Source organism: Streptomyces iranensis (assembly GCF_017874715.1).
Classification (GTDB): domain Bacteria; phylum Actinomycetota; class Actinomycetes; order Streptomycetales; family Streptomycetaceae; genus Streptomyces; species Streptomyces iranensis.
On record NZ_JAGGLR010000012.1, the window covers coordinates 109,513 to 133,924 of the forward strand.

Annotated in this window: 19 protein-coding genes; 8 read left to right on the forward strand and 11 right to left on the reverse strand. The window is 68.2% G+C overall.

The genetic code is table 11. The features are described from left to right. Window positions 1-4: 4 nt before the first annotated feature. The gene (locus J2Z30_RS22720) at window positions 5-1,381 is read right to left on the reverse strand and encodes an MFS transporter (RefSeq protein WP_078957207.1); all 1,377 of its coding nucleotides are present in this window, start codon (window positions 1,379-1,381) and stop codon (window positions 5-7) included. 472 nt (window positions 1,382-1,853) lie between these two features. Here J2Z30_RS22720 and J2Z30_RS22725 point away from each other — a divergent pair, with 472 nt between their 5' ends. Beyond that, window positions 1,854-2,492: an RraA family protein gene (locus tag J2Z30_RS22725; protein WP_044580471.1), complete on the forward strand. Its 639-nt coding sequence runs from the start codon at window positions 1,854-1,856 to the stop codon at window positions 2,490-2,492. After that, entirely contained in the window at window positions 2,489-3,556 is a 1,068-nt protein-coding gene (locus J2Z30_RS22730) for a D-2-hydroxyacid dehydrogenase (protein ID WP_044580470.1), read from the forward strand. Before J2Z30_RS22725 ends, J2Z30_RS22730 begins: the two co-directional genes overlap by 4 nt. A 44-nt stretch (window positions 3,557-3,600) precedes the next feature. Here J2Z30_RS22730 and J2Z30_RS22735 read toward each other — a convergent pair whose 3' ends face one another. The 3 genes from J2Z30_RS22735 to J2Z30_RS49775 all read right to left on the reverse strand — a co-directional run bounded on the left by J2Z30_RS22735 (window position 3,601) and on the right by J2Z30_RS49775 (window position 8,369). Beyond that, window positions 3,601-5,952, reverse strand: a complete 2,352-nt coding sequence (locus tag J2Z30_RS22735; RefSeq protein ID WP_107073452.1) for a glycosyl hydrolase family 95 catalytic domain-containing protein — start codon at window positions 5,950-5,952, stop codon at window positions 3,601-3,603. 216 nt (window positions 5,953-6,168) lie between these two features. After that, entirely contained in the window at window positions 6,169-7,293 is a 1,125-nt protein-coding gene (locus J2Z30_RS22740; RefSeq protein WP_044580466.1) for an LCP family protein, read from the reverse strand. A 674-nt stretch (window positions 7,294-7,967) separates the two neighbouring features. Continuing rightward, window positions 7,968-8,369, reverse strand: a complete 402-nt coding sequence (locus J2Z30_RS49775; protein ID WP_245388314.1) for a hypothetical protein — start codon at window positions 8,367-8,369, stop codon at window positions 7,968-7,970. 163 nt (window positions 8,370-8,532) lie between these two features. Between J2Z30_RS49775 and J2Z30_RS22750 the strand changes: the two genes are divergently transcribed. The 4 genes from J2Z30_RS22750 (at window position 8,533) to J2Z30_RS22765 (ending at window position 13,942) form a co-directional block, all read left to right on the forward strand. Continuing rightward, on the forward strand, window positions 8,533-9,438 hold the full coding sequence (locus J2Z30_RS22750; protein ID WP_044582562.1) for a LysR substrate-binding domain-containing protein: 906 nt from the start codon (window positions 8,533-8,535) through the stop codon (window positions 9,436-9,438). Between the two features lie 180 nt (window positions 9,439-9,618). Beyond that, window positions 9,619-10,947, forward strand: a complete 1,329-nt coding sequence (locus J2Z30_RS22755; protein ID WP_044580465.1) for an MFS transporter — start codon at window positions 9,619-9,621, stop codon at window positions 10,945-10,947. A 90-nt stretch (window positions 10,948-11,037) separates the two neighbouring features. Beyond that, the gene (locus tag J2Z30_RS22760; protein ID WP_044580463.1) at window positions 11,038-12,714 is read left to right on the forward strand and encodes an acyl-CoA dehydrogenase family protein; all 1,677 of its coding nucleotides are present in this window, start codon (window positions 11,038-11,040) and stop codon (window positions 12,712-12,714) included. After that, the gene (locus tag J2Z30_RS22765; RefSeq protein ID WP_044580462.1) at window positions 12,707-13,942 is read left to right on the forward strand and encodes a CaiB/BaiF CoA transferase family protein; all 1,236 of its coding nucleotides are present in this window, start codon (window positions 12,707-12,709) and stop codon (window positions 13,940-13,942) included. Before J2Z30_RS22760 ends, J2Z30_RS22765 begins: the two co-directional genes overlap by 8 nt. A 98-nt stretch (window positions 13,943-14,040) precedes the next feature. On the opposite strand, the gene J2Z30_RS22770 is transcribed toward J2Z30_RS22765, so the two are convergent. Further along, entirely contained in the window at window positions 14,041-14,697 is a 657-nt protein-coding gene (locus J2Z30_RS22770) for a hypothetical protein (RefSeq protein WP_044580461.1), read from the reverse strand. Between the two features lie 232 nt (window positions 14,698-14,929). Between J2Z30_RS22770 and J2Z30_RS22775 the strand changes: the two genes are divergently transcribed. Then, window positions 14,930-15,997, forward strand: coding sequence for an LLM class flavin-dependent oxidoreductase (locus J2Z30_RS22775; RefSeq protein ID WP_044580460.1), 1,068 nt, complete (start codon window positions 14,930-14,932; stop codon window positions 15,995-15,997). Window positions 15,998-16,048: 51 nt separating this feature from the next. Here the strand turns inward: J2Z30_RS22775 and ocd are convergent, their stop codons facing one another. Beyond that, window positions 16,049-17,077: an ornithine cyclodeaminase gene (ocd, locus tag J2Z30_RS22780; protein WP_044580459.1), complete on the reverse strand. Its 1,029-nt coding sequence runs from the start codon at window positions 17,075-17,077 to the stop codon at window positions 16,049-16,051. A gap of 192 nt (window positions 17,078-17,269) precedes the next feature. Then, complete coding sequence (locus J2Z30_RS22785; protein ID WP_044580458.1) at window positions 17,270-18,115, reverse strand: polysaccharide deacetylase family protein; 846 nt, start codon at window positions 18,113-18,115, stop codon at window positions 17,270-17,272. A 71-nt stretch (window positions 18,116-18,186) separates the two neighbouring features. Between J2Z30_RS22785 and J2Z30_RS22790 the strand changes: the two genes are divergently transcribed. Beyond that, the gene (locus J2Z30_RS22790) at window positions 18,187-20,472 is read left to right on the forward strand and encodes a penicillin acylase family protein (protein WP_107073451.1); all 2,286 of its coding nucleotides are present in this window, start codon (window positions 18,187-18,189) and stop codon (window positions 20,470-20,472) included. 36 nt (window positions 20,473-20,508) lie between these two features. On the opposite strand, the gene J2Z30_RS22795 is transcribed toward J2Z30_RS22790, so the two are convergent. The 4 genes from J2Z30_RS22795 to J2Z30_RS22810 are packed head-to-tail and all read right to left on the reverse strand — an operon-like array spanning window position 20,509 to window position 24,327. Further along, window positions 20,509-20,886 (reverse strand): SDR family NAD(P)-dependent oxidoreductase, encoded by a 378-nt coding sequence (locus J2Z30_RS22795; RefSeq protein WP_052701928.1) that lies wholly within the window; start codon window positions 20,884-20,886, stop codon window positions 20,509-20,511. Further along, complete coding sequence (locus tag J2Z30_RS22800) at window positions 20,883-21,566, reverse strand: SDR family NAD(P)-dependent oxidoreductase (protein ID WP_052701926.1); 684 nt, start codon at window positions 21,564-21,566, stop codon at window positions 20,883-20,885. Before J2Z30_RS22800 ends, J2Z30_RS22795 begins: the two co-directional genes overlap by 4 nt. Window positions 21,567-21,580: 14 nt before the next feature. Beyond that, a complete protein-coding gene (locus tag J2Z30_RS22805; RefSeq protein WP_044580454.1) occupies window positions 21,581-22,900 on the reverse strand; it encodes a M20/M25/M40 family metallo-hydrolase in 1,320 nt (439 codons plus the stop codon). Then, on the reverse strand, window positions 22,897-24,327 hold the full coding sequence (locus J2Z30_RS22810) for a purine-cytosine permease family protein (RefSeq protein ID WP_044580453.1): 1,431 nt from the start codon (window positions 24,325-24,327) through the stop codon (window positions 22,897-22,899). Before J2Z30_RS22810 ends, J2Z30_RS22805 begins: the two co-directional genes overlap by 4 nt. Between the last annotated feature and the right edge of the window lie 85 nt (window positions 24,328-24,412).

The following is a 24,412-nucleotide window of genomic DNA, read 5'->3' on the forward strand; positions in this document are numbered from 1 at the left end:
TGGCTCAGTGGCCGGCGAGGGGCCGGCCCCTGGTCTCGCGCACGAAGGCGACAGTGGCCAAGGTGATCAGAGCGGTGAGGATGGAGGCGTAGGCGGGGATCATGTTGGAGCCGGTCGATTCGATCAGCTCGGTCATCAGCAGGGGGGCGCTGCCGCCGAAGATGATGGTCGAGATGGAGAACCCGATGCTGTAGGCGGAGTAGCGCACGCTGGTCGGAAACATCTCGGCGAGCGCGGTGTGGACGACGGCGGCGTGCCCGGAGAAGGCGATCGCCAGCACGATGGTGCCGATACAGGCAAGCCCGAACTCGCCCGTGGTGAGGAGCCGGAACATCGGGTACGAGACGGCGGCCATGGCCACGGCCGATCCGGCCAGGACGGGTTTGCGGCCGATCCGGTCCGACAGGCGGGCCATGACCGGGATGCATATGGCGATGGCGATCAGGCTGAACGCCGTGACCATGAGGGCTCGCAGCATGGAGAAGTCGTGCTCGCCGAGCGAGGTCTTCAGGTACGTCGGCATGTAGACGAAGAGCAGGTAGTAGCCGGGGCCGTTGAGCGCGGGGAGGAAGATGGTCAGCCCGATCGCCTTCAGGTGGCGCGGCGAGCTCAGCGCCTCCCGCAGCGGGTTGCGCGCTACCGTCCTCTGTTCGCGCAGCGCCTCGAAATGAGGGGTTTCCTCCAGCCGGCGGCGGATGTAGAAGCCGATGTACCCGAGGGGGACGGCCAGGAGGAACGGCAGACGCCAGCCCCATGAGGTCATCGAGTCGTCGCCGAGCGCGGTGATGAGGATGGCGGAGAAGGCACTGCCGAACATCAGGGCGATGAACGAGCCCACGGCGATGAAGCTCATCATGTAGTTGCGGCGCGCGTCGGGGGCGTACTCGCCGACGAAGGACATCGCACCGGCCACCTCGCCGCCCGCCGAGAAGCCCTGGAGCACCCGCAGCAGGACCAGGAGGACGGGCGCCGCGATGCCGATGACCGAGTGGGAGGGGATCAGCCCGATCGCCGCGGTCGCCGTACTGATGAGGACCAGCAGGGTGGCCAGGAGGGACTTCCGGCCGATCTTGTCACCGAGGTATCCGCAGATGACGCTGCCGAACGGGCGGGCGACAAAGCTGATCAGGAAGCCGACGTTGGTGAGGAAGAGGTTGCCGGCCTCGGCCTCCCCCATGATGTCGATCGCGAGATAGGTGACGAGCAGGCCGTAGATGCCGTAGTCGTACCACTCGACGAAGGACCCGATCGCGCCCGCGAAGGTGGCTTTGCGGACCACCTTGTCATCGGCGGAGACGACATTGGCGGCTGCCGTATCGAACTGGCCCGGCACCGCCTCCGGACGGGCTGATGTGGTGTCAAGCCGATCTGACGCTGTCATACGCGTTCACTTTCGGTGTCGCGGACTCCGGGAAGGGTGTCCTGAAGAAGGATCGTGAGCTGAGCCTGGTAGCCGCCGGCAGCCGCGGTGAGGGTGGCTTCTGGATGTTCAGGAACCCGTCCGTCCAGGGCTCGCGGTGGTCCGTGCCGGACCGCTCGTCGCGACGGTTCCAAGGTGCGACTTGAATCGCGAATGAGAATAGATTCGCATTCTTGGGGCGGTCAAGGGTCCGCGTTGCCCCCACGTTAACCCCTCACCTCCGCCGCACTTCCGTCCCGAATTGTCGGAGTTGCCCATACGATCGGGAACGGCTCCGGTGGCCCACTCCCCCACACCGGCCCTTGTCCTGCGGCGCGGAGCGATGCAGACTGACACCCATGAAACGCGAAAACTTTCGCATTTTCTATGCCGTACGACACCGTCGCCGGCGCGCTTCCTCCCTCGCGCCGGACACCATCCGAAGGAGCCCTCGATGACTCAGGACAACGTGCGCGTGACACCCTCATGGGAGCGCGTCGACGGGCAGCTGCTGGACCGGTTCCGCGCCCACTCCGTGGCCAACCTCGGCGATGCGCTCGACCGGCTGAACATCGTCGACGGCGGCATCGCACCCGTCTGGCAGGGCGCCAAGGCCGTCGGAACCGCCCTTCCGGTCCTGACCGTCGCCGGGGACAACAAGGCGGTGATCGCGGCACTCGAGCACATCCGCCCCGGCGACATCCTCGTCATCAACGCCTTCGGCCACGACGGGCGCGCCGTCATCGGGGACAACCTCGCCCAGCGCTTCGCCGCGTACGGGGCCGTCGGCGCGATCGTCGACGGCTACGTCCGCGACGCCGCGATCATCGGGGAACTCGGCGTCCCGGTCTTCGCCCGGGGGCTCACCCCCGCCGGCCCGTTCAAGAACGGGCCCGGCGCCATCGGCGAACCGGTCGCCATCGGCGGCGTCGTGGTGAACCCCGGAGACATCGTCGCGGCCGACGGGGACGGCGTCATCGTCATCCCGCCCCACCGGGCCCACGAGGCACTGACGTCGGTCCAGGAGATCGTCGCCCGCGAGGCCGCACTGGACGCCGAGGTCGAGGCACTGCGGAACGCGGGCGTCCGATGACCGGCCGGAACCAGGCGGGAGGCCGTCTCCGTGTCGCGGTCGCCGCCCCGCTGTCCGAGGAGAACCGCGCCCGCGTCAGGGAGCTGGAGCCGCGGATCGACCTCGTCGTCGACCATGATCTGCTGCCTCCGATGCGCTGGCCCGCCGACTTCGCGGGCGACCCGGCCTGGCCGCGCGGCGCCGCGCGGCAGCGCGCCTACGAGGAGGCCATCGACTCCGCCGACGCCCTGTACGGCGTCCCCGACGTGGACCCGGCCGCCCTGGCGCGAGCCGTCCGGGCCAATCCGCGCCTGCGCTGGGTACACACCATGGCCGCGGGCGGAGGCAGTCAGGTCAAGGCCGCCGGGCTGCGTCCGGACGAACTCGACCGTGTCCTCTTCACCACCTCGGCCGGGGTCCACGGACGCCCGCTCGCGGAGTTCGCCGTCTTCGGCGTGCTCGCGGGAGCCAAGGATCTGCCCCGCCTCAGCCGCCGGCAACGTGACCGGGAGTGGGGCGGCCGCTGGACGATGGGACAGGTCAGCCGCCAGACCGTGCTCCTCCTCGGCCTCGGCGGGATCGGCCGGGCCGTCGCCGGGGCACTCCAGGCGCTGGGTGCGACGGTCATCGGCACGAGCCGGTCAGGCGTCACCGTCCCCGGTGTCTCCACCATGATCCACCCCGACCGCATCACCGAGGTGGCACCGACCGTGGACGCCGTCGTCAACACGCTCCCCGGCACCGAGGCGACCGAGCACCTCCTCGGCGAGCGGTTCTTCGACGCCCTCCGCCCCGGGGCCTCCCTCGTCAACGTCGGCCGCGGCAGCGTCGTGGACGAGGCCGCCCTGGCCCGCGCACTCGACTCCGGCCGGGTCGGCTTCGCCGCGCTGGACGTGTTCGAGACGGAGCCTCTGCCGGTCGACAGCCCGCTGTGGGACCACGAGCGGGTGCTGGTGAGCCCGCACACCGCCGCGCTCGACGCGGCGGAGGACCGCCTCATCGCCGAACTCTTCGCCGCCAACGCCACCCGGCTCCTCGACGGACACGAGCTGATCAACCGTGTCAACACCGTCGAGTTCTACTGACCGGGGGACCACCCGCGCACCTGGCCTCTCTCCGGAGCCCCGGCTCAGTCCGGCAGCCCCCACGGCTTCGCGTCGCCGACGGCAGGTACGTCGCGCGGCCGCAGGTCCGGGTGGGCGCCGCGCGGGGCGACGACGGCCGTCTCGTCCCGGCCGAGCGGGATCTCGATACGGCCGGGTCCCGTCTCCCGGTACCGCAGCCGGCGGCCGTGCTCGTCCCGTACGTCGACGGCGCCGGCGATGCCGTGCTGCAGCACCAGTGGCGCACCCGCCTCGCTGTGGACCCGCACCCACCGGGTCCTGCCGTCGGAGCGGTCCGCGTCGACGAGGAACGCGCCCTGGGCGCGCAGGGCCTGGAACGAGACGTCGGGCCAGCGCCGTGAGACGGAGGGGAAGACCCGGACGACGCCGCCATGGCTCTGCATCCCCATGTCGAGGATCGACTGGGCCGTGGTCAGCGGGCTCTCGATGCCCAGGTTGGTGTCCTCCGCGTACATGGTGTTCGCGGTCATGTAGCAGTCCATGTAGGACTCGTCGAAGAGGTTCCCGGTGAAGGTGGTCAGGAAGTCGAGGGCGTCGTCGGGCCGCCCCATCCGCGACGCCATCGAGGAGGCCGCCGCGTAGCTGTACCCCGCCCAGAGGCTGCGGTCCTCCGCCCAGTGGTCGAAGGTGGTGCGCATGATGTCCCGGTCGGCCGGCCGGTCCCAGGTGAGCTCGTGCAGCGGGTACAGCCACAGCATGTGGGAGAAGTGGCGGTGGGAGTCGGCGAGTGGTGTGTCGGCGCCGATCAGGACGCCGTCCGCGCCGCGCGGGTAGTCGACCAGACGGCGCAGGATCTCCCGCCAGCGCCCGGCGCGCGGGTTGTCGGTGCGGAGGATGCGCAGACAGTCGAGGAGCGTGGCGCAACCCCAGCGGAGCAGGGAGAGGTCGTAGGTGCAGTCCACCGCGTCCGCGTACTCCGGAGAGCGGGTGAGCGGCAGATGCAGCTTGCCGTCACCGCCCTCGTAGAGGAAGTGGTCGTAGTAGTTCACCGCTTTGACGAGGATCGGGTAGAGGACATCGCGCACGATCGCTACGTCCATGGTGTGGCGGTAGCTGAGCCAGACGTTGTGCATGGCCCAGGAGAGGTTGCCGTTGTTGTCGGTCTTGGTGGAGGTGCCCGGGACGCCGACGGTGTGGGCGCCGGGGCGCAGCGTCCAGTCGGAGGGGTGGGACAGGGCGTAGATCTCTTCGTTCGGGATCTCGGGCGGGAGCGACAGCGGCAGGTTCTTCTCGAAGCTCTTGAAGGTGGAGGTGACGGAGTCGAGTTCGAGGTGGTTGGAGCCCTGGATCAGCCAGGTGGCGATCTGGACGTTGAGGTTCCACCAGACCGCGGTCCAGCTCCCGCCGGTCTCCGGATACCAGGGTCCCCATTCGGACATCGAGGGTCCTCCGGCGCGGGTGGCGCAGGCGGCCTTGTAGAGCTGGATCCAGTAGAAGTCCTGAATCCGCTTGTCGGGCACGGAGAGCAGGCTGTGCTCGTAGAAGCGGTTCCACCAGCCGCGGTGTTCACGCACCAGGTCGTCCGGGTCCTCGGCCAGGGTGCGCGCCACCTCGGCCACGGCGAGTTCGGTGGTCTTCGAGAGGTCGTCGGGGTAGCGGTAGACGATATGGGCGGCGAGCAGCCTGCCGGTGCCGACTCGGCGTTCCCGCCAGGCGGTGGTCCACCCGCCACCGGCGATCAACGGCTGTTCGACGTAGTGGGTGGCGCCCGTGGAGCCGGTACGGGGGTCGGGGTTGCCGGTGTAGTCGGCGGGCTTGCCCTTCGTCCGGGGCGAGGTGGCGGACATCCATGTGAACGACCAGGCCGCGCTCTCCTCCCCCGCACTCGGCCGGGTGGAGATCAGCAGCGCGGTACGGGCGTTGTGCACCAGCATCGAGAAGCGGACGCTGCCCCGGGTGGTGGTGATGGTGCCGTTCAGCTCGGCGTCCCAGATGTCGAGGGTCCAGTCGACATCGGTCACCTCGCCTGCCAGTGTGAGGTCGAAATGTCCTATGGGCAGGCGTGAATAGCCGTACGTGGCGGCCCACTGGGGTCGCTGGTCCTGTACCTGATTGTGGCTGACCATCACCTTTACGGAGTTGGCCGTGGCGCCCCGGTAGACGTTCACCCCGAGCAGACCGTTGCCGAGGAAGGGACCGTCCTTCCAGTCGCCGGGCATCCGCCGCCATCGCGGAGCGGCGGACCTGGCCAGCCGTTCGGTCAAGCTTCCCGACCCGCCGGGCTCCCGGGGCGCGGCCCATGCGGTACCGGAGCCGGTCAGCCGCCCTCCGGCACCGAGCGCGACCGCCGAGCCGGCTACGGCCGCCGAGCCGATCACTCCTCTTCGAGAGATCCCGTTCCCTGTTGGCGCGGTCACGTATGTGCCTCCCATATCCGGTGGTGAACTACCGGCATGGTGCAGGCCATATGAGGCCCAGGGGAAGACCTCCGACGTATCGGAATTCAGAAGGGCCCATATCCGCAGGTGAGTTGGGCAGCTCAGCGGCATGAAGGTGATGGAAGGCGCCAGCCAACCGATGTATGGCCACGGCTCATGCCGAGCGGTGGCCAGCCGGCCACCGCTCGGCGGGGATCACCGGGTGTCGGTCACGGTGACCGGCTCGTCGTTCTTGAGCTCTCGCACAAGCTGTCCGACCTTGACCTTGTCCCACTGGAGGTTGCCGCCGACGCTGCCGGAGACGGGCATGTTCATCGACTTGCCCCCGCTGCCGGTGACGTCCTGCATGGCGAAGAACATCTTGGCCAGGTAGTAGGGGTTCATGTCCTTGTCGACGACGAGGGTGTCGAGTCCGGCTCCCATGGTGGGGTAGAGCTTGAAGGGGTTCAGGAGCGTGCCGGGCGTCGCGGTCTGACTGGCCAGCGCGGAGAGGAACTTCTGCTGGTTCTTGGTGCGTTCCAGGTCGCTGGTGGCGAACGCGTGCCGGGTGCGGACGAACGCGAGTGCCTGCCGGCCGTTCAGCGTCTGCTCGCCCGCGTCGAAGTCGGCGCCGGACCACTTGTCCTTGAAGCCCTTGTCGAGGGTCATGTCGACGCCGCCGATGGAGTCCACGATGTTGGCGAAGCCGGAGAACCCGACCTCCGCGTAGTGGTCGATGTGCAGGCCGGTGTTGTACTCGACGGTGCGGACCAGGAGCTGCGGGCCGTCGATGGAGTACGCGGCGTTCAGCTTGTTGTCGCCCAGCGGGCCCTTGATGTGCCCGGACTCGGAGCCGCGGAACTTCGGGATGGTCACGTTCGAGTCGCGCGGCAGCGATATGAGTGTCGGGCCGGACGCGCCGTCGTGCAGGAGCATCATCGAGTCCGTGCGCTTGCCGTCGGCGGAGCCCGTGTGCAGGTCCTTCTTCTGCTGGTCCGACATGCCCTCGCGGCTGTCGGACCCCACGATCAGATAGTTGGTGCCCTCCCCCGTCCCGGGGCGGTCGACCACCTTGCCGAGGTCGACTTCCTTGCGCAGCTCGGAGTCGGCCCAGAAGTACGTCGCCACCGAGACGACCAGCAGAACGACGACCACGGCGACCAGGACACGCAGGACCGTCCTGCCACGGCGGCGGTGCGGCGGCCTGCCGCGGTGCCCACCACCGTGCTCCTCGTACGGGAAGTCATCCGGTGGGTGCGTGCCGTCGTTGCCCGGCGCGGTGTTTCCCCATCCAGAGGGGTGCGCGAAGCCAGGGTTTCCGCTGTCTGTCCTTGGGTGCATGCCGGACAGTGTGCATTCCTCACCCGACTGAAATGCAAATGGCGAAGGAGATGCGCCCCGGAGTGTTTCCAATTTGATACACAAGTCCAAGGCGGACAGCGAAAAGCGCACAGCCGATATTTCCCGTCAGCCATGGCTGCGCATATGAAGACTCTACGACCATCCTGCATTTCGGACATTACCAGTGTGTGCTCCCGATGGGCCTCCGGCTCTTGTGTGCTGACGTTCTGGGATTTGCCACGTACGGCTGCGACATGGCTCCACACACACCACTCCACGATGGTGCCGACGGCGCCATCACCTACAGCGCCGAGGGCGCGGATCGTGTTACTCGGCCAGGCTCGGGCGGGGTTCGACGGGCGAAAATGGCCCAGGAGTAACGCGCGTTTACGGTCCGGCGCTGTAGGTACTGCCGACTGGTCATCGGCGCGCGCCCTCCCTGGTCGATCTCCGGTCCCCCCGAGTACAGGGACAGCGGGGCGCGTGGCGCGGGCGGGTACCCGGTATCCGCCCGCGCCCTCCTCGAGACCCCTTGCGAGCCCTAGCTGCCGACATCGTCCGCGTGGGGCATCGCCGCTGGTCATCACGCGATCCGGAGCGGCTGTCCGCCCGAACACGGCGGCGGCCGGCACCCCTCGGCACGAGGAGGGGTACCGGCCACCGAGCCTGCGGGGTCAGAGCCGTCGCACCCACGCCGCGGCGCCGTGCCCAATCGCCAGGTAGATCACCGCGGGCAGCGCGTAGTTGAAGAAGACTCGCACGGATTCCGTGTCCATCGTGAAGATGTCCTGTGACCAGCCGGCGAGCCAGTCCGCTACACCGTGCACGAAGTCGACGAAGACATTCGCCTGATTCGCATCGAGCATGTACAGCAGGATCCACAACGCCAGAAACCCCGCGGCAATGTCTGCGAGCGTGTGGATGACCAGCGCTGTCCTGTCTGCGCCCAGACCCCCTCCATTGCCCGCCCGACGCCGATTGGCGGCGGGATATCCGGTTGGGTCGGCATGGTATGGGCGATTTCCATCGCTGTTGTACTGACTGTTATCCGCTATGCGGTCATGGGGGTAACTCATGGAGCTCCCCCTTGCCGGGTCAGCCCAACCGAAACCTTCTTCACACTCGTTTCACACCGGTGTTCCCGGGGCGTTATGAATTCTGCCGAGAACCGGCCTCGGCCGAAGTAATTTGATACGGCCTCAGTTCTCTTGGAGCGGTGTGGATGGCATGGTCGGGTGCGTGGAGCTACGTCACCTTTCCGGATTCGTCGCCGTCGCCGAGGAACTGCACTTCGGGCGGGCAGCCGAGCGGCTGCACATCGCCCAGTCGCCGCTGAGCCAGCAGATCCGGCTGCTGGAGCGGGACCTCGGGGTCAGGCTGTTCGACCGTACGACCCGGTCCGTGCAGCTCACCGCCGCGGGGCGGGCGCTGCTGGAGCCCGCCCGGCGTCTGCTGGCCGAGGCCTCGGCCGCACGACGGACCGTGCAGGCGGCGCATCTGGGCGAGGTCGGCCGCGTCACGCTCGGCTTCGCGGGTGCCAGCAGCTACTCCGCCCTGCCGGTGCTGACGCGTGCCGTCACCTCCGAACACCCCGGTATCGAGTTGGTGCTGGAAGGCCAGACCTATGCCGGCGAGGCGCTGGGACGGATCGCCGAGGGGTCGCTGGACCTCGGCTTCGTGGCGCTGCCCGTACGGCGCGGGATCAGCGCACGGGTCGTCCGCATGGAGCGGCTGCAACTGGCGCTGCCGGACAGCCATCCGCTCGCGAACCGTGCCGAGGTGGCCTTCGCCGAGCTGGCGCGGGAGCCGTTCGTGACGTTCCCGCTCTCTCGCGGCTCCGCGGTGCGGGAGGCGATGATGCAGGCCTGCCACGAGGCGGGGTTCGCGCCGCGGACAGCTCAGGAAGCACCCGATTCGTACACCATGCTCGCCCTGGTCGGCGCGGGTGTCGGCCTCGCGGTGGTCGTGGAGTCGGCGCGCAACATTCAACTGGAACATGTCGTCTTCCGTCCTCTCGCCGGGGACGACGTACCGGTGCTGCCGATCGCGCTGGGCTGGCGCTCGGGCAACCAGTCCGCCGCGCTGGCGGCGGTGCTGCGCGTCGCCGACCGGGTCCTGCCCACTCCGGCCGACTTCCACGGATAGCAGCGGTCGGCCGCCGATTGAGACGGATGACGTCTGACCGATGGGCGGAATTGGTCTTGGACACCTCTGAAACGGCGGGTGCACAGTGATGCCCATCTCGCGATGGGGCGCCGAGCGGCCGCACCGCTCCCCTCCACTGGCTCTCGTGGCGAGATCTGCCGCTACGAGAGGACGCTCGTCATGCAGCACACCGCTCCCGCCGTTCGGCCGCCCACGGCCCGCGACGCCAAACGTGCCGGGATCACCGCCTTCGTCGGCACCACCATCGAGTGGTTCGACTTCTACATCTACGGCTCCGCCTCCGCGCTCGTCCTCGGCAAGGTCTTCTTCGCCGACGTCCCGCCCGCGGTCGGCACGCTGGCCGCGTTCGCCACCTTCTGGGTCGGGTTCCTCGCCCGCCCCCTCGGCGGCCTGATATTCGGCCACTACGGCGACCGCCACGGCCGCAAGAAGGCCCTGATCACCACGCTCGTCATGATGGGTACGGCCACCTTCTGCGTCGGACTGCTGCCCGGATACGCGCAGATCGGCGCCGCCGCCCCGGTCCTCCTCGTCCTGCTGCGCATGGTCCAGGGCGTCGCGATGGGCGGGGAGTGGGGCGGCGCGGTGCTCATCGCCACCGAGTACGCCCCGCCGAAGCGGAAGCTGCTCTACGGAGCCTTCGCCCAGCAGGGCTCCCCGGTCGGCAATCTCCTCGCGACGCTCGCCTTTCTCGGCATCGCCAGGCTCCCGGACGCCGCCTTCGAATCCTGGGGCTGGCGCGTACCCTTCCTCGCCTCCGCCGTCCTCGTGGCCGTCGGCCTGGTCATCCGGCTGCGGCTGGCGGAAACCCCGGAGATGCTCGCCGTCCTGGAACGCAGGCAAACCGCCAAGCTGCCCATCAAGGTCGTGTTCACCCGCTATCCGCTGCTCGTCGCCCTGGGCGTACTCGCGGGCACCGCCGGCGTCGCGATCACCTACATCAAGACGACCTTCGCGCTCTCCTGGGCCACCTCCGACATCGGCTTCGACCGCACCACCTTTCTGACCGTCATCTCCCTCACCCTCGTGGTGCAGGTCGTGGTCCAGCCCTTCGGCGCCGTCCTGGCGAGCAAGTGGCCGGTGAAGAAGGCCGTGCTGTGGATGCTCATGCCCGAGTTCGTCGTCCTGCCGCTGATGTTCGTGCTCTGCGCCACCGGCAACTTCTGGCTCGCCGTCCTCGGGATGGGGCTGGCGACCTTCCCGCACGCCATGTACTACGCGGCGCTGGCGGGCATCCTCGCCCGGGTCTTCCCCGTCGAGGTCCGCTACACCGGAATGTCCCTGTCGTACCAGCTGTGCACCACGCTCTTCGCCGGGACCGCACCGATCGTCGCCCAGTACCTGCTCAGCGCCTCCGGCTCGATCTGGCCGGTCGTCGGCCTCGGCCTCGGCTACACCGCCGTGACCCTCCTCGGTGTGCTGCCCCTGCTGGCCCGCACCGGTGAACCTTCCCCCGCCGTCACCGCCCGCGCCGCCACACCCGTCTGAGCCGCCTCGCTCGCCTCACCTGCCTCGGTCGCCTCACCTGCCTCACCCGCCTCACCGCCGCACCCGCCTCGCCTGACAGGAGAACCGTCCGTGAACCACGCCGACCAGGACCCCGCCCTGCGCCCGCTGCTCGACCGGCTCCTGTCCGCCGAGGACCGCGCCCGAGTGGAACCGCTGCTCACCGAACTCGGTGAACTCGCCGCCGGTGAGCTCGACCGGCAGGCCGCGCTCGCCGATGCCAACCCGCCGAAGCTGCGCCAGTACGCCCCGGACGGTGAACGCGTCGACGAGATCGAGTACCACCCGGCGCACGACCGGGTGGCCTCGATCGCGTACGAGCGGTTCGGCCTCGCCGCGATGTCGCACCGCCCCGGCGTCCACGGCTGGCCCACCGCGATCCCGCACACGGTCAAGTACGCACTCTCCTACCTATACGTCCAGTCGGAGTTCGGCATGGCGTGCCCGCTGTCGATGACCGACTCCGCCGCCCGTGTCCTGCGCCTGTTCGACCCGGAGCGGTACGCCGAGGAGATCACCGCCCTGTCCTCCACCGACCATGAACTCCGCGCCACCGGAGCGATGTTCATGACGGAGCAGCAGGGCGGTACGGATGTGGGTCTCACCCGGACCCTCGCCACCGACCACTGCACACACTGGACGCTCACGGGCAAGAAGTGGTTCGCCTCCAATCCGGCCGCCGATGTGATACTCACGCTCGCCCGCGTCCCGGGGCAGGGCGCGGGCACGCGCGGGCTCGGCATGTTCCTCGTCCCGAGGCTGCGCCCGGACGGCAGCCGCAACGCCATCCGTATCGACCGCCTGAAGGACAAGCTCGGCTCGCGGTCCATCGCGAGCGCCGAGGTCTCCCTCGATGAGGCGTATGCCACCCCGGTCGGCGAACTCACCGGCGGATTCCGCCAGATGGCCGAGATGGTCAATGTCTCCCGCCTCTCCAACGCCATGCGCGCCACCGCTCTGATGCGACGCGCCGTCCGCGAGTCCATCGACCACACCCGCGTCCGCGAAGTCTTCGGCAAGCCACTGTTCGAGCAGCCCCTGATGCGCGCCACCCTGCTGCCGATGGTGGTCGACGCGGAGGCCGCACTCGGCCTCGTGCTCGAGGCGGCCGCCCGTCTGACCGAGGCCGACAACGGGTCGGCCGCCGCCCGGGACCTGATCCGGGTCCTCACCCCACTCGCCAAGTACACGCTGTGCAAGCGCGCCCGCACCGTCACCGGCGAGGCGATGGAGATCCGCGGCGGCAACGGCTACATCGAGGACTGGGTCAACCCGCGCCTGCTGCGCGACGCCCACCTCGGCTCCATCTGGGAGGGGTCGTCGAACGTGATCGCGCTCGACGTGCTGCGCTGCATGCGCCGCCGGAGTGCCCACCACACCCTCGCCGACACCTACGGGACCGACCGCCTCGCCGACCGCTGGAAGACCCTCCGCGAGAAGGGGGACCGGCTCCTGGAACTCCCCGGGGAGGAAGCGGAGATGAGGATCGGCCGGATTGCCGGTGAACTCGCCCGCACCATCATGGCCACACTCCTCTTCGAGCAGGCCGAGTACGAGGCCGAGGCGACCGGCAACGGCCGCACGTTCCTGGTCGCCCACGCCTACCTTGCCCTGCTGAACGACCCGGACGCCCTCCCCCGCACCGCGCTGGACCACCTCGCCGAACTCGCCGACGGCGGCCGGGTGCCCCTCGCCCTGGTCCCCGCGCCCGGCGCCGGGCACGAGGCGACGGAGGCCACCCGTGTCTGAGCAGCCCGCGGCCGCCCCGCTCGCCGGGATCAAGGTCGTCGATCTGTCGAAGATCCTGGCCGGACCGTATGTGACGATGTCGCTCGCCGACCTCGGCGCCGACGTCATCAAGGTCGAACACCCCGATGGCGGCGATCCCACGCGCGGCTGGGGCCCGCCCTTCAACGGCCCCGACGCGACGTACTACTTGGCCGCCAACCGCGGCAAGCGCTCGGTGACGCTGGATCTGAAGTCGCCCCTGGGCCAGGAGGCCGTCCACCGGCTGCTGGCGACCGCCGACGTGGTCGTGGAGAACTTCCGCCCCGGCAGTTCCCTCGCTCGCGCCTTCGACTACAAGGATCTGTCCGCCCGCTACCCGCGCCTGGTGCTGCTGCACATCTCGGCGTTCGGCGACCACGGACCGCTGCGCGACGAGCCCGGCTACGACATGATCGCGCAGGCCTCGGCCGGCCTGATGTCGCTCACGGGCGAGCCGGACGGCCCGCCCGTCAAGGCCGGATACGCGATGGGGGACCTGGCCGCCGCCCTCTTCGGCCTCATCGGGGTGAGCTCCGCGCTCGTCGAACGGGAGCGCACGGGACACGGGCAGTACGTCACCACCTCGCTCTACGAGTCCCAGCTGGCCCTGCACATCAACTGGGCCACCGGCTACTTCGCGACCGGGGAGCGCCCCGGGCGCCTGGGCTCCGGCCATCCGAGCCTCGTCCCGTACCAGGCCTACCCGGCCGCCGACGGACACTTCGTGATCGCTGTCGGCAACGACGCGTTGTTCCGCCGGCTGTGCGAGGCGCTCCGCCACCCGCAATGGGTGGACGACCCGCGGTTCGTCACCAACCGAGATCGGGTGGCGAACCGCGCCGCCCTCAACGCCAAGCTCCAGGCCGTCCTGGTCGACGACACCGTGGCCCACTGGTGTGCCCTGCTGGGGAGCGAGGGCGTCCCGGTCACCCCCATCCGCCATCTCGACGAGGTCTACGACTGCCCACAGACCGAGGCGCTGGGCATGGTCCGGCACGTCGACCACCCCGCCATCGGGCCGCTGCGGCAGATCGCCTTCCCCGTCACCTTCCGCGGCGAGCGCCCACCGGTGCGCACCGCCCCGCCCACGCTCGGCCAGCACAGCCGCGACGTGTTCGCCGAACTCGGCTACGGCGAGGCCGAGATCGCCCGCCTGCTCAACCCCTCGAACCCGCACACACACCCACGCTCACACCCGCGAGGAGCCTGACCATGCCGTCCACCACGCTCGGCGCTGACCGCCCACGTCGCCCACCACTGACGTGGCGGCGCGAGGGGCAGGGTGGAGCAGGCAGGGCAGGCGGCCGGTCAGCCGCGGGGGCCGCTTCCGTGGTGGTAGCCGAGTTCGAGGTAGCGGGTGCGGGTGCTCCAGGAGCCGAGGTCGGGCGTGTTGGCCAGGACGTCGTGCCAGGGCTGGGCGCCGGGAGCGGCCGCCTCACCGGAAGCCGCCCCCTTGCCGGGGGCCGCCCTACCGGAGGGGTTCCCCTCGCCGTGCGCGGGCGGCGGATAGCCGGGGCGCCCGGCCCAGAGCCGCACTCCCGACCGCGCCTCGGACTCGCGGACCGGCTCCCACCAGCCCACCGAGAACATGCCGACGAGCTGGTGCATGGCGATGAAGCCGGCCACGCCGCCCTCGGGGTCCGTGGGGTCCGGGCGCTCGGTGAGGGCGTGCCACAGGATGCGCATGTTCGGCAGCCGCACCTCGGGCTGGAAGCGGTACACGAGCCGCTCCAGCCTGATCGAGCCGATGCGCGGTAGCTGTACCCGGGTGAGCGGGACGACCTCGCGCTCGCCGCCGGTCCAGGTCAGCCTCTTGTTGCGGCCCATGTAGCCGGGCTCGCTGAAGACCGTGGCGTGGAGGCGTTCCCTGCGATCAGGCCGGCGGTTGTGCAGCAGCCCCGCGACGGCGACGGCGCCGCCCACGGAAGCCAGGCCCGCCAGGAGGATTCTGGTCTTGCGCTTCATCGGGACGCGGCACCTCGCTTCTGACGGTACGGGCTCCTCCATCATGCGCCACCACGGCCCGTTGATCTACCGTCAGGGCCCGGTACCCCACCTGGGCAGACCCGCTCCAGCACCCGGCGGCACGGCCATCCGGCCTGCGACGGTACGAGATCGCGCGACTCCGCGACGGCCCTGCGCCGGGAACTGCCATGCTGAGCACGTCCGGTCCCATCCGCACACCTTGGAGGTCTTGATGCGTACGGGCGTCATCGTCGCCGCACACCCCGGTGTGGAGGACCTCGCCGTGCGGGCCGAGGAGATGGGCTTGCACAGCTTCTGGGTCTACGACACCCCGATGGTCCACGGTGACCCCTTCGTCGCCTTGAGCCTGTGTGCGAAGGCCACCAGCCGCATCAGGCTCGGCATCGGCGTGACCTCACCGGCCCTGCGCTCGGCCCCGGCCGCCGCGAGCGGGCTCGCCAGCCTCAACGCCCTGGCACCGGGCCGGATCATCTGCGGGGTCGGCACCGGAAACACCGCCCGGCGCACCCTGGGCATGCGGCCGACCACGGCGGCCAGGCTGGAGAACTTCATCGCCGCACTGCAGGACCTGTGCGCCGGACGTTCGACGGAGTATCGCGAAGGTGACCGGGTCCGCGACATCCGGTTCCTGCACACCGGGGGGCACGTGAACACCGCCGACCCGATCGAGTTCATCGTGGCCGCGCTGCTCGGACCGAAGGCCGCCGCCGTCGCCGGCCGCCGCGGCACCGGCCTCATCTCCGTAGGCCTGCTGGACCCCACCGCCTGGCACGCGCTTCACGACGCCCGCCGCCACGCCGCCCAGGCCACACCCCATGCCCCCGACTCCCACCCGGACTCCCGGGCGGACTCCTACGTGGTCACCTCGCTCCACCTCCTCGACGAGGACGAGGATCCCCACGGCGACCCGGCCCGGGACGCCACAGGCCACCTCGTCATGTCGCTACTGGCCTTCGCCGCCGACACACCCGCCTTCGCCGGGCAACTCGGCCCCGAGGAAGGCGAGGCGGTGCGGCGGCTCCTCGACCGGCGCGGCACCACCTCCACCGCACCGGACCGGCACACCAAGCTCTACCCCAACTACCTCGAACGCATCGCACCACGCGACCGCGACCTGGTCCTGCCCTCGTTGATGAACACCCTGGCCCTGGTCGGCACCCGCGACGACCTCCTCACCCGTATCACCGCCCTGGAACAGGCCGGCATCGACGAACTCCTCATCCAGCCGGTGATCGACCCGCCCGCCGAGATGGCCCAGCTCGCGAAACTCCTCACCTGAGCGGACCCGATCCACGGATTTCCCAAGCCGGCTGCAGGGGCCCGGCGCGGCTTAGAAAACCGGACTCGGCGCGAGAGCAAAACCGAAGAGATCCTTCGGATCATCCGGGTCGGCAACAAGATCGATCTCCTCGCACAGAGGACTGCCGCTGACGCTTTCATACAGGTACCGCAGGGCCGAGTAGTCTTCAATCGCGAATCCGACCGAATCGAAGACGGTAATGTCGTTTCCGGTGGTCCGCCCTGCCGCCTCACCCGCGAGAACCTTCCACAGAGGAGTCACCGGAAACGTTTCGGGTAGCGCCTGGATCTCCCCCTCGATACGCGTCTGGGGCTCGAATTCCACGAACACCGTACTGCGGCGCAGGATCTCTGGATCCAGTTCAGTTTTTCCAGGGCAGTCGCCGCCGATCGCGTTGACGTGGACCCCTGGGGAGACATCCGCGCTGTACAGCAATGTCGCATGTGTCTTGTCCGCGGTGCACGTCGTGATGATCTCCGCGCCCCGAACTGCCTCCTTCCCGGAGGGGCATACCTGAATATCGAATCCGAGGGGGGTCAGATTACGCACGAACTTTTCCGTGGCACGGTCATCCGTGTCATAGATTCGAAGCCGTCGGATGCCGAGAAGCTCACGGAAGGCAATGGCCTGGAATTCGGACTGGCTTCCGGCTCCGACCATGGCCATGACCGTCGAATCCTTTCGGGCCAGCGCACGAGCCGCCATAGCCGATGTGGCGGCAGTCCGTAGCGCCGTCAGTATGGTCATCTCAGCGACGAAGACAGGGTATCCATTGTGAACATTGGCCAGCACACCAAAGGCGGTAACCGTTTGGTACCCGCGCGCGGGATTGAGTGGGTGCCCATTGACGTACTTAAAGCTATAAAGGTCCGGGTCTGCGATCGGCATCAATTCCATGACACCGAACGGCGTATGGCTGGCCACGCGCTCCGTCTTGTTGAACACCGGCCACCGCCGAAAGTCCTCCTCTATTGCCTCCGCCATCCCGGTCAGGGTCGGGGCGATTCCCTGCGTGGTAAGCCAGCGAATCATGTTCTTCACACCGACGAAGCCGGTCATCGGAGGATCACCTCTCAACTGCTGTTCGGGAGTCTCTTGGCGGGCAACACGGGCAGGTCAATCAGGGCGGCACAGACTCATGCAGACAGAGTGACCGGACGGCAGCAGCAAGGGAACCCTGCAAACATCTGGATGTCGCCATACTCGCTATGGTGGTCGTTGGCTACATCTCGCCCTGTGCCGGTCCCCGCCTCACTCTTCGGTCCAGACATCGTAGATTTCACTCAACGATGCGAACCACGCGCCATCGTGCGCGGCGACGTGCTCGATGAAACGCTCAAGTGCGGTGATGTGGTGCGCTCGCCCGATGCACTGCGGATGGGTCGTGAGACACAGAACCCCATTCGGCTCGTTCGCGTAGGCATAGTCGAACTGAGCGATCCATTGCTCGAGCAGCGCGTTGATCGGAGTGAAGCCCGAGTTCATTCCGGGCACGTACTCGGTCGGCGGGAAATCGTCGAGATACCAGGACACCGGAAACTCGAGGAACCTGGCCGGCTCCCCGAAGGTATTTCCGTTCTCTCGGTCGAGGGTGACCACGGGCCGTGGGTGATACGGCTGAAAGTCGCGCCCCATCAGGGACGAATCCCAGTCGAATCCGAACTCGTCGAGCAGGGTTGGGGTCAGCGCGGTGAAGTCCCATGCCGGGGAACGGTAACCGCGAGGCCGCACGCCGACGTACTTCTCATGGTGCTGTAGTGTCACCTTCATCAGTCGCCGTTCCTCTGCCGGATCCAAGGTGGGAACAGCCTCGTGGTAGCATCCGTGCGCGGCAATCTCGTGGCCCGCATCGACGATTGTCCGGAATTGTTCGGGGAATGTCGCCATCGTATGGGTTGGCGTACAGAAGGTCGCCCGGATATCGTGGCGTCGCAACAGATTGAGGATACGAGGTACGCCGACCTCGGCTCCGAACTCGCCCCGTGATAGATACGATGGGCTGGTTAGGTTGAACGATCCCATCCAGGCTGCGTGGGCGTCGAAATCAGCTCCGATATTCACAGCAAAACGCTTACCTTCGGGCAAATTGAGCGGCATAGCAACTTCCGTTCATCAATCCCTGTGGACAGTTTGAACTACAGGGTGGTTCGATCATCAGGAGGACATCGGTGGAAGACAGCACCCCGCTGCGCATACCTGGCCTGACGCAGTCCGTGACCATACGTACCGACTGCTGGGGGATCCCACACATTGAGGCGTCGTCCGCGGACGACGCCTTCCTCGCTCAAGGCTGGGTAGCCGCGCGAGACCGGCTGTTCCAGCTGGACTGGTGGCGGCGGCGCGGTCTCGGCCGCACCGCGGAGGTGCTGGGAGCACACTACGTCGAAAGAGACCGTGCCGCGAGGCTGTTCCTGTATCGAGGCGATATCGATGAAGAGTGGGCCGCATATGGGCCGCGGGCCCGCTCCGCGGTCACCCGCTTCGTTGCAGGAGTGAACGCCTGGATCGCGGCCACAGAGCGAGACCCTGGGTTGCTGCCCCCGGAGTTCACCGAACTCGGGTATCGGCCGGCTCTCTGGGAGCCTGAGGACGTTGTCCGGCTCAGGTCGCACGGCCTCTACGGCAACCTGGAACAGGAAGTCGCGCGCGCGGTGACCCTGCGCGAGTTCGGTGCAGAGGTGGAGGGCTTGCGCAGACGGCGGGAGCCTGCGGTCTCACTGTCGGTTCCAGAGGGGCTTGATCTGGCTGCCGTCGACCCACACGTCCTCGATACCTACCGACTTGCCATGGGTCCCGTCGCGACGCACCCGGCGCCGACGCGCACCCTTGAAGGGAGCAACAACTGGGTCGTCGCCGGAGGGCGCACCAAGTCCGGGCGTCCGCTGCTGGCCAACGATCCACATCGAGCGATGTCGTTGCCGTCACTGCGCTACCTGGTTCATCTCAGCTGCCCCGAGTTCGACGTGATCGGTGCTGGGGAGCCCGCGCTGCCCGGGATCTCCATCGGACACAACGGCGCAGTCGCGTTCGGGCTCACGATCTGGGCGGTCGATCAGGAGGATCTCTACGTCTACGAGCTCCATCCGGACGACGACTCGCGATACCGGTACGGCGACGGCTGGGAGTCAATGGAGGTGGTGCATGAGCGGATCCCGTCGCCCGACGGCGACCGGGAGGTCGAGCTTCGTTTCACCCGGCACGGCCCGGTCATTCACTCCGACGCGGCACGTGGCGTCGCACACGCGGTACGCGCCGCGTGGCTCGAGCCCGGCACCGCGCCGTACCTGGCAAGCCTGAACTACCTCGACGCGGGCGACGGTGCTGCTTTTGTATCCTCCCTGGATCCATGGCGGGCGCCCGGCGTGAACCATGTGTTCGGCGACGCCGACGGCCGGATCGGCTGGTGCCCACGGGCGTTGGTTCCGATCCGCCCGAACTGGAACGGTCTGTTCCCCGTGCCCGGGGATGGCCGCTATGAGTGGGCCGGGTTCCGGGAGGCCCGCGAGTTGCCCACCGTCGTCGATCCGGCCAGGGGCTGGGTGGCGACCGCCAACGAGATGAACCTTCCCGAGGACGGGTCTTGGGACCCTGTTCCTGTCTCCTACGAGTGGTACCCGCCGTTCCGGGCGCAGCGACTGAGTGAAGTACTCGGCGCGGACACGCATTGCGATGTGGCGGGGTCAATCGCGCTGCAGAACGATGATCTCAGCATCGTCGCACGCAGCGTCTGCTCCCTTCTCCCCGCCGGTGGCGGGGACGACGACCCGGACATCAGCGCCGGGCTCACCCGGCTGCACGACTGGGACTACCGGATGGGCACCGACTCGGCCGCCGCGGCGTTGTTCGAGACGTGGCTGCGGGGACCGTTGCGTGAACGTCTCTACCGGGACGCGCTGCGTCCACTGGTTCCGCACGACCGGCTCGAGGCAGCTCTCGCGTGGGTGCTGCCGGACGATTCGCTGTCCGGTGACATGACGGTGCAGACCGAGTTGCTCAACGCCTGTGAGGACCGGACGCGGGTTCTCGTGGAGACGCTGGGGCTTGCCGTGCGCCGGTGTCGGGAGCGGTTGGGCGACGACCCCGCCACTTGGTCCTGGGGCCGGCTGAACACGTCGCTTCTGCGGCACCCGCTTTCGCAGCATGCCGACGAAAGCCTTCCGTGGCTGCGGATCGGGCCGCGGCCCAAGGCCGGCGGTCCCGAGACGGTCGGCGTCGCGGTGCGGGATCCAGGGACTGGTGTGCAGACGACGGGCGCCAGCGTTCGGTTCGTCGTCGATGTCGGGAACTGGGACGCGAGCGTTGCGATCAACACCCCGGGCCAGTCCGGTGATCCGCGCAGCTCGCACTACGACGACCTCTACGATCTTTGGCTCGCCGGCGAGGTCTTCCCGCTGCTCAGCTCCCCCGAGGCAGTCCGCGCCCACACCGAATCGAGCCAGACCTTGCGTCCGTGAGTACCTGCTGCCGCGGCCGGCGGGACGCGGCGTCGATCACCAGCCGCTCGCATGACGAATGGCCGCTCGGTCAACGGCTCGGCCGCACAATCCGGCAGTCGAGGAGATGTTCACGATGGAGCCCCGCCCCGCCCGGCGCATCGAGGGCGCGACGGCGCGTGCGGCGAGTATCGGCGCCAGCTGGTTGACCCGGTACAGCAGGTCGAGTTCTCGTGGGTCGGAAGTGGTGATGTCGCCGACCCGGAACACTCCCGCGTTGTTCACCAGGGCGGTGACCTCGCCGAGGTCGTGGGTCGTGCCCTGGACGAGTCGATCCCACATCCGCGGATCGGACACGTCGCCGACGACAGCCGTCCCGTCGCACAGTTCCGCGACTTCATGGCCGGGCCATACCTGCGCGTCGTCTTTCGTCATGTCGCCCGGTACCCCCCGTCGACGTGCAGCACAGTGCCGGTTACGAAAGAGGCCTCGGGCGCGGCGAGGAACGCGACCGCCGATGCGACTTCGCCGGGAACCCCGCCGCGGCGCATCGGGGTGGCGTCGATGTAGCTCTGGTTGAGTTCGCGCGGCTGCAGCGCGGTGAGCGGAGTGTCGATCCAGCCCGGTGCCACGGCGTTGACTCGCACACCGCGGTCGGCGTAGCTGACAGCGGCGTTGCGGGTCATGCCGACTACCGCGGCCTTGCTGGCGTGGTAGGCGGAGTTCCCGGCGACCGCATGGGTCGCGAAGATCGAGGCCACGTTGACGATCGCACCGCGACCGGCGTCCAACATCCCTGGCAGAACGTGCTTCATACCCAGATAGGTCCCGCGTTGGTTGACATCGATGACGCGGTCCCACTCCTCGGCGTCGAGTTCGTGGTACCACTGCGAACCGCCCGTGCCGGCGTTGTTGACGAGAACGTCCACCCGACCGTGCTCGGCTCGCACCTGATCGATCGTCCTGATCCAGGCCGCCTCGTCGGCCACGTTGAGCCCTTCGATGGTCGCGGAGGCGGTGAGGTCGGTGCCGACCACGGCTGCCCCCTCCTGGGCCAGCCGGTCGGCGGTGGCCTGCCCGATGCCGCTTGCGGCGCCAGTGACGATGGCGACCATTCCCTGGAATCGGTTCATCGCGTGACTCCACAGTATTCGATTGCTGTCACGGCCATTACCTTCGCGACTCCGATGAGGGAGTCGATGTCCACCCACTCATCGACCCCGTGTGCGTCTGCGCCGCAGGGACCGAAGATCACCGGGTCCGCACCCTCGTAGAACGCGCCATCGCAGACCGCGGGGAATCCGGTGACCCGGCCCGGGAGCCCGTGGCGGGCACTCTGCCGGAGGATGCCGCGGACCAGGGGGCCCTCCGGATCGGTGTTGAACTCGGGGAAATGGAGTCCGTACAGGTCCCACTGGACCTCCGGCGGGTGCTCGCGCAGCCAAGGATCCATCATGGCCCAGTGGTGTACGAAGTCCTCGAATTCCCGCCGTACCTGCTCGGAGGTCTCGGTGGGCAGGTACTTCAGGTCGAAGTCGATCGTGGCGACATCCGGAGTGGTGGCCGGGTTGGTGACCGATGTGGGCAGGCCGTTCGGTCCCATGCCGACCCCGGCGTGCACCACGCTGGGGCTGATCGTGGTGATGCCCGGCGGGAGCAGGGGATGAAACTTGCGCTGCCCCCAGGACCGCTCCAGGTGGGCGACCGCACCGATGAAGCGAGTCGCGAGTTCGGCGGCGTTCACACCGGGTCGGGTGCGGTCCGGATCATGGGGCTGCGGGTAGATGTCGTTGTAGCGCCATCCCGCATGCGCACCGAGTCCGCGCAGCGTGACCCGTACCCACTCCAGGCCGGGCTGGCAGACCATCACGTCAGTCTGCGTCGGTTCAGCCACGATGACCGCGGACGTTCGGGGCGTTCCGTCGAGCAGTGCACGAGTCCCGAATCCGCCGGCTTCCTCGTCGACGACACTGTGGATTTCCAGGCGGCCGGCGAGTTCGATGCCGCAGGCGGCCAGTGCGCGGACCGCGCCGATGGCCGCGCCGAGCCCTCCCTTCATGTCGTAGCTGCCGCGGCCGTAGATCCGTCCGTCGCGTACCGCCGCCTCGAATGGCCCGGTGGTCCAGGCGTCGACGTCGCCGCTCGGGACAACGTCGATGTGCCCGTTGATTGCCAGGCTGTTCCCGTCCTCGCCGACCTCGCCGTCCAGCCGTCCGACGACATTGGGCCGATCGGGGAAGGCTTCCGCGGTGGAGACGGCCATGTTGGCGTCGGCCAGCAGGCTGCCGACGAGCTGCTGGCATTCGTCCTCGCGATTGAGGTCCTCGGCCCGTTCGAACTTCGGGTTCACGGTCGGTATTCGCACCAGGTCGCGCACGATTCCGACGAGCCGGTCGCGATCTCGCTCGATCTGCTCGACGACCCGGTTGATCGCCTGTTCCTGTGTCATGTCCTCTCCTTTGTTCCTTCGATTGCCCGCATGGGCATCAGGCGGGCGGTGACGGCGTATCCGATCGCGGACAGGAGTGCGGTGGCCGCGACCGGAATCGTCCAGTCGGGCAGCAGGAAGTAGATCCCTAGACCGATGACGATCCAGGCGAGCGCCAGGACGTTGACGCCTCCGACGTAGCGGTAAGGGCCCTGCGGATCGAACAGCGCGGCAACGTCGATCTTGCCGCGCTTGAGAACCAGGTAGTCGGCAACGATCACGCCGGAGACGGGGCCGAACACACTCCCGATGGCGCCGAAGGCTTCGTTGACGTCATTGACGACCGCGGGCATGGCCGCCAGGAGGGTGCCGGCCACCGCGATGGCGAGGGTCGACCAGAAGCGGCCGAGGCGTGTTGCCAGGTTCGCCAGCGACAGGCCGCCCGTGTACAGGTTCAAAACGTTGATCGTCCAGTTGTCGAGGACGAGCACGATGAGCACCATCAGCAGGGTCCATGTACCGGCCCCGAGCTCCGGGATGATCTCGAAAGGATTGCTTTTCTCGCCGAGCGTGGCCGCGGCGGCGTACGCGCCGAAGAATCCGGCGCCCGCGGTGCCGATGACGGCCGCCGCCATGGTGCCGATCCACATGTGCTTACGGGAGCGGGTGTACCGGCAGTAGTCGGCCGCGTCGGTGACCTGGCTGAACCATCCGGCGGCGATGGTGTTCACCCAGACCGCGACAACTGGCCACTCCCAGCCGACCTCGCCCTTGTAGGCGAATACCTCGCCCGGGGAGAAACCGGGAGCGTCATGCCCGGCCATGACGACGAGCAGATAGCCGAGGATGACGACCTTCAATGGGAAGGCTATCTTCGACAGCCACTTGAGAGAGTTGTAACCAAACAGTGCGACGACGGCCTGGAACACCGCGAATACGACGCTCACCAGGATCAACGACAGATCGACGCCGAAGAGCTGAGCCAGTACCGCTTTGATGCCCAGTGCGCCCGCCAGCGTTTGGAAGGCGAAGAAGAAGGCCGACGAGACGGCGCGCAGCGCCGAGAGGATCCAGCGTGACAGGGAAATGCCGAGGAAGGCACGCGTCGACACGATGCCGGGCAGTCCGTAATCAACTCCGACCGTGCCCATGATGGTGTAGGCCACGAAGGTGATCACGATGGCGAAGACCTGCGCGAAAACGGCGGCCCAGAACGAGAGGCCGGCGACGACGGAGAGTCCGCCGATGAGGATCAGTCCTGGGTTGAGAAGGACGTTGATGAGGATCTGAAACAGATCCCACCAGCCGACCGTCCTTTGCTCGAGCGGCACCGGCTCGACACCGTGCTGTTCGACACCGCGCGGCTGGCGAACCGCGTCGGCCTGGCCGTCCGGGGCACGTCCGGTCGTGTCGTCAGCGGGCTCTTTCAGGGGATTTCTCGAGTTCATGGAAACTCCTCATGACGCCTGAGAAGGATCGGCGATCCGGATCGGTCTCGGCCCGTAACTCAGGTGAAGGATGCGCTGGGTCAGC

Excerpts from the sequence above, each read along its gene's own strand:
- J2Z30_RS22720 (WP_078957207.1), bottom strand. The coding sequence starts at position 1,381 with ATGACAGCGTCAGATCGGCTTGACACCACATCAGCCCGTCCGGAGGCG.
- J2Z30_RS22725 (WP_044580471.1), top strand. The coding sequence starts at position 1,854 with ATGACTCAGGACAACGTGCGCGTGACACCCTCATGGGAGCGCGTCGAC.
- J2Z30_RS22730 (WP_044580470.1), top strand. The coding sequence starts at position 2,489 with ATGACCGGCCGGAACCAGGCGGGAGGCCGTCTCCGTGTCGCGGTCGCC.
- J2Z30_RS22740 (WP_044580466.1), bottom strand. The coding sequence starts at position 7,293 with ATGCACCCAAGGACAGACAGCGGAAACCCTGGCTTCGCGCACCCCTCT.
- J2Z30_RS49775 (WP_245388314.1), bottom strand. The coding sequence starts at position 8,369 with ATGAGTTACCCCCATGACCGCATAGCGGATAACAGTCAGTACAACAGC.
- J2Z30_RS22755 (WP_044580465.1), top strand. The coding sequence starts at position 9,619 with ATGCAGCACACCGCTCCCGCCGTTCGGCCGCCCACGGCCCGCGACGCC.
- J2Z30_RS22770 (WP_044580461.1), bottom strand. The coding sequence starts at position 14,697 with ATGAAGCGCAAGACCAGAATCCTCCTGGCGGGCCTGGCTTCCGTGGGC.
- J2Z30_RS22775 (WP_044580460.1), top strand. The coding sequence starts at position 14,930 with ATGCGTACGGGCGTCATCGTCGCCGCACACCCCGGTGTGGAGGACCTC.
- ocd (WP_044580459.1), bottom strand. The coding sequence starts at position 17,077 with ATGACCGGCTTCGTCGGTGTGAAGAACATGATTCGCTGGCTTACCACG.
- J2Z30_RS22785 (WP_044580458.1), bottom strand. The coding sequence starts at position 18,115 with ATGCCGCTCAATTTGCCCGAAGGTAAGCGTTTTGCTGTGAATATCGGA.
- J2Z30_RS22795 (WP_052701928.1), bottom strand. The coding sequence starts at position 20,886 with ATGACGAAAGACGACGCGCAGGTATGGCCCGGCCATGAAGTCGCGGAA.
- J2Z30_RS22800 (WP_052701926.1), bottom strand. The coding sequence starts at position 21,566 with ATGGTCGCCATCGTCACTGGCGCCGCAAGCGGCATCGGGCAGGCCACC.
- J2Z30_RS22805 (WP_044580454.1), bottom strand. The coding sequence starts at position 22,900 with ATGACACAGGAACAGGCGATCAACCGGGTCGTCGAGCAGATCGAGCGA.
- J2Z30_RS22810 (WP_044580453.1), bottom strand. The coding sequence starts at position 24,327 with ATGAACTCGAGAAATCCCCTGAAAGAGCCCGCTGACGACACGACCGGA.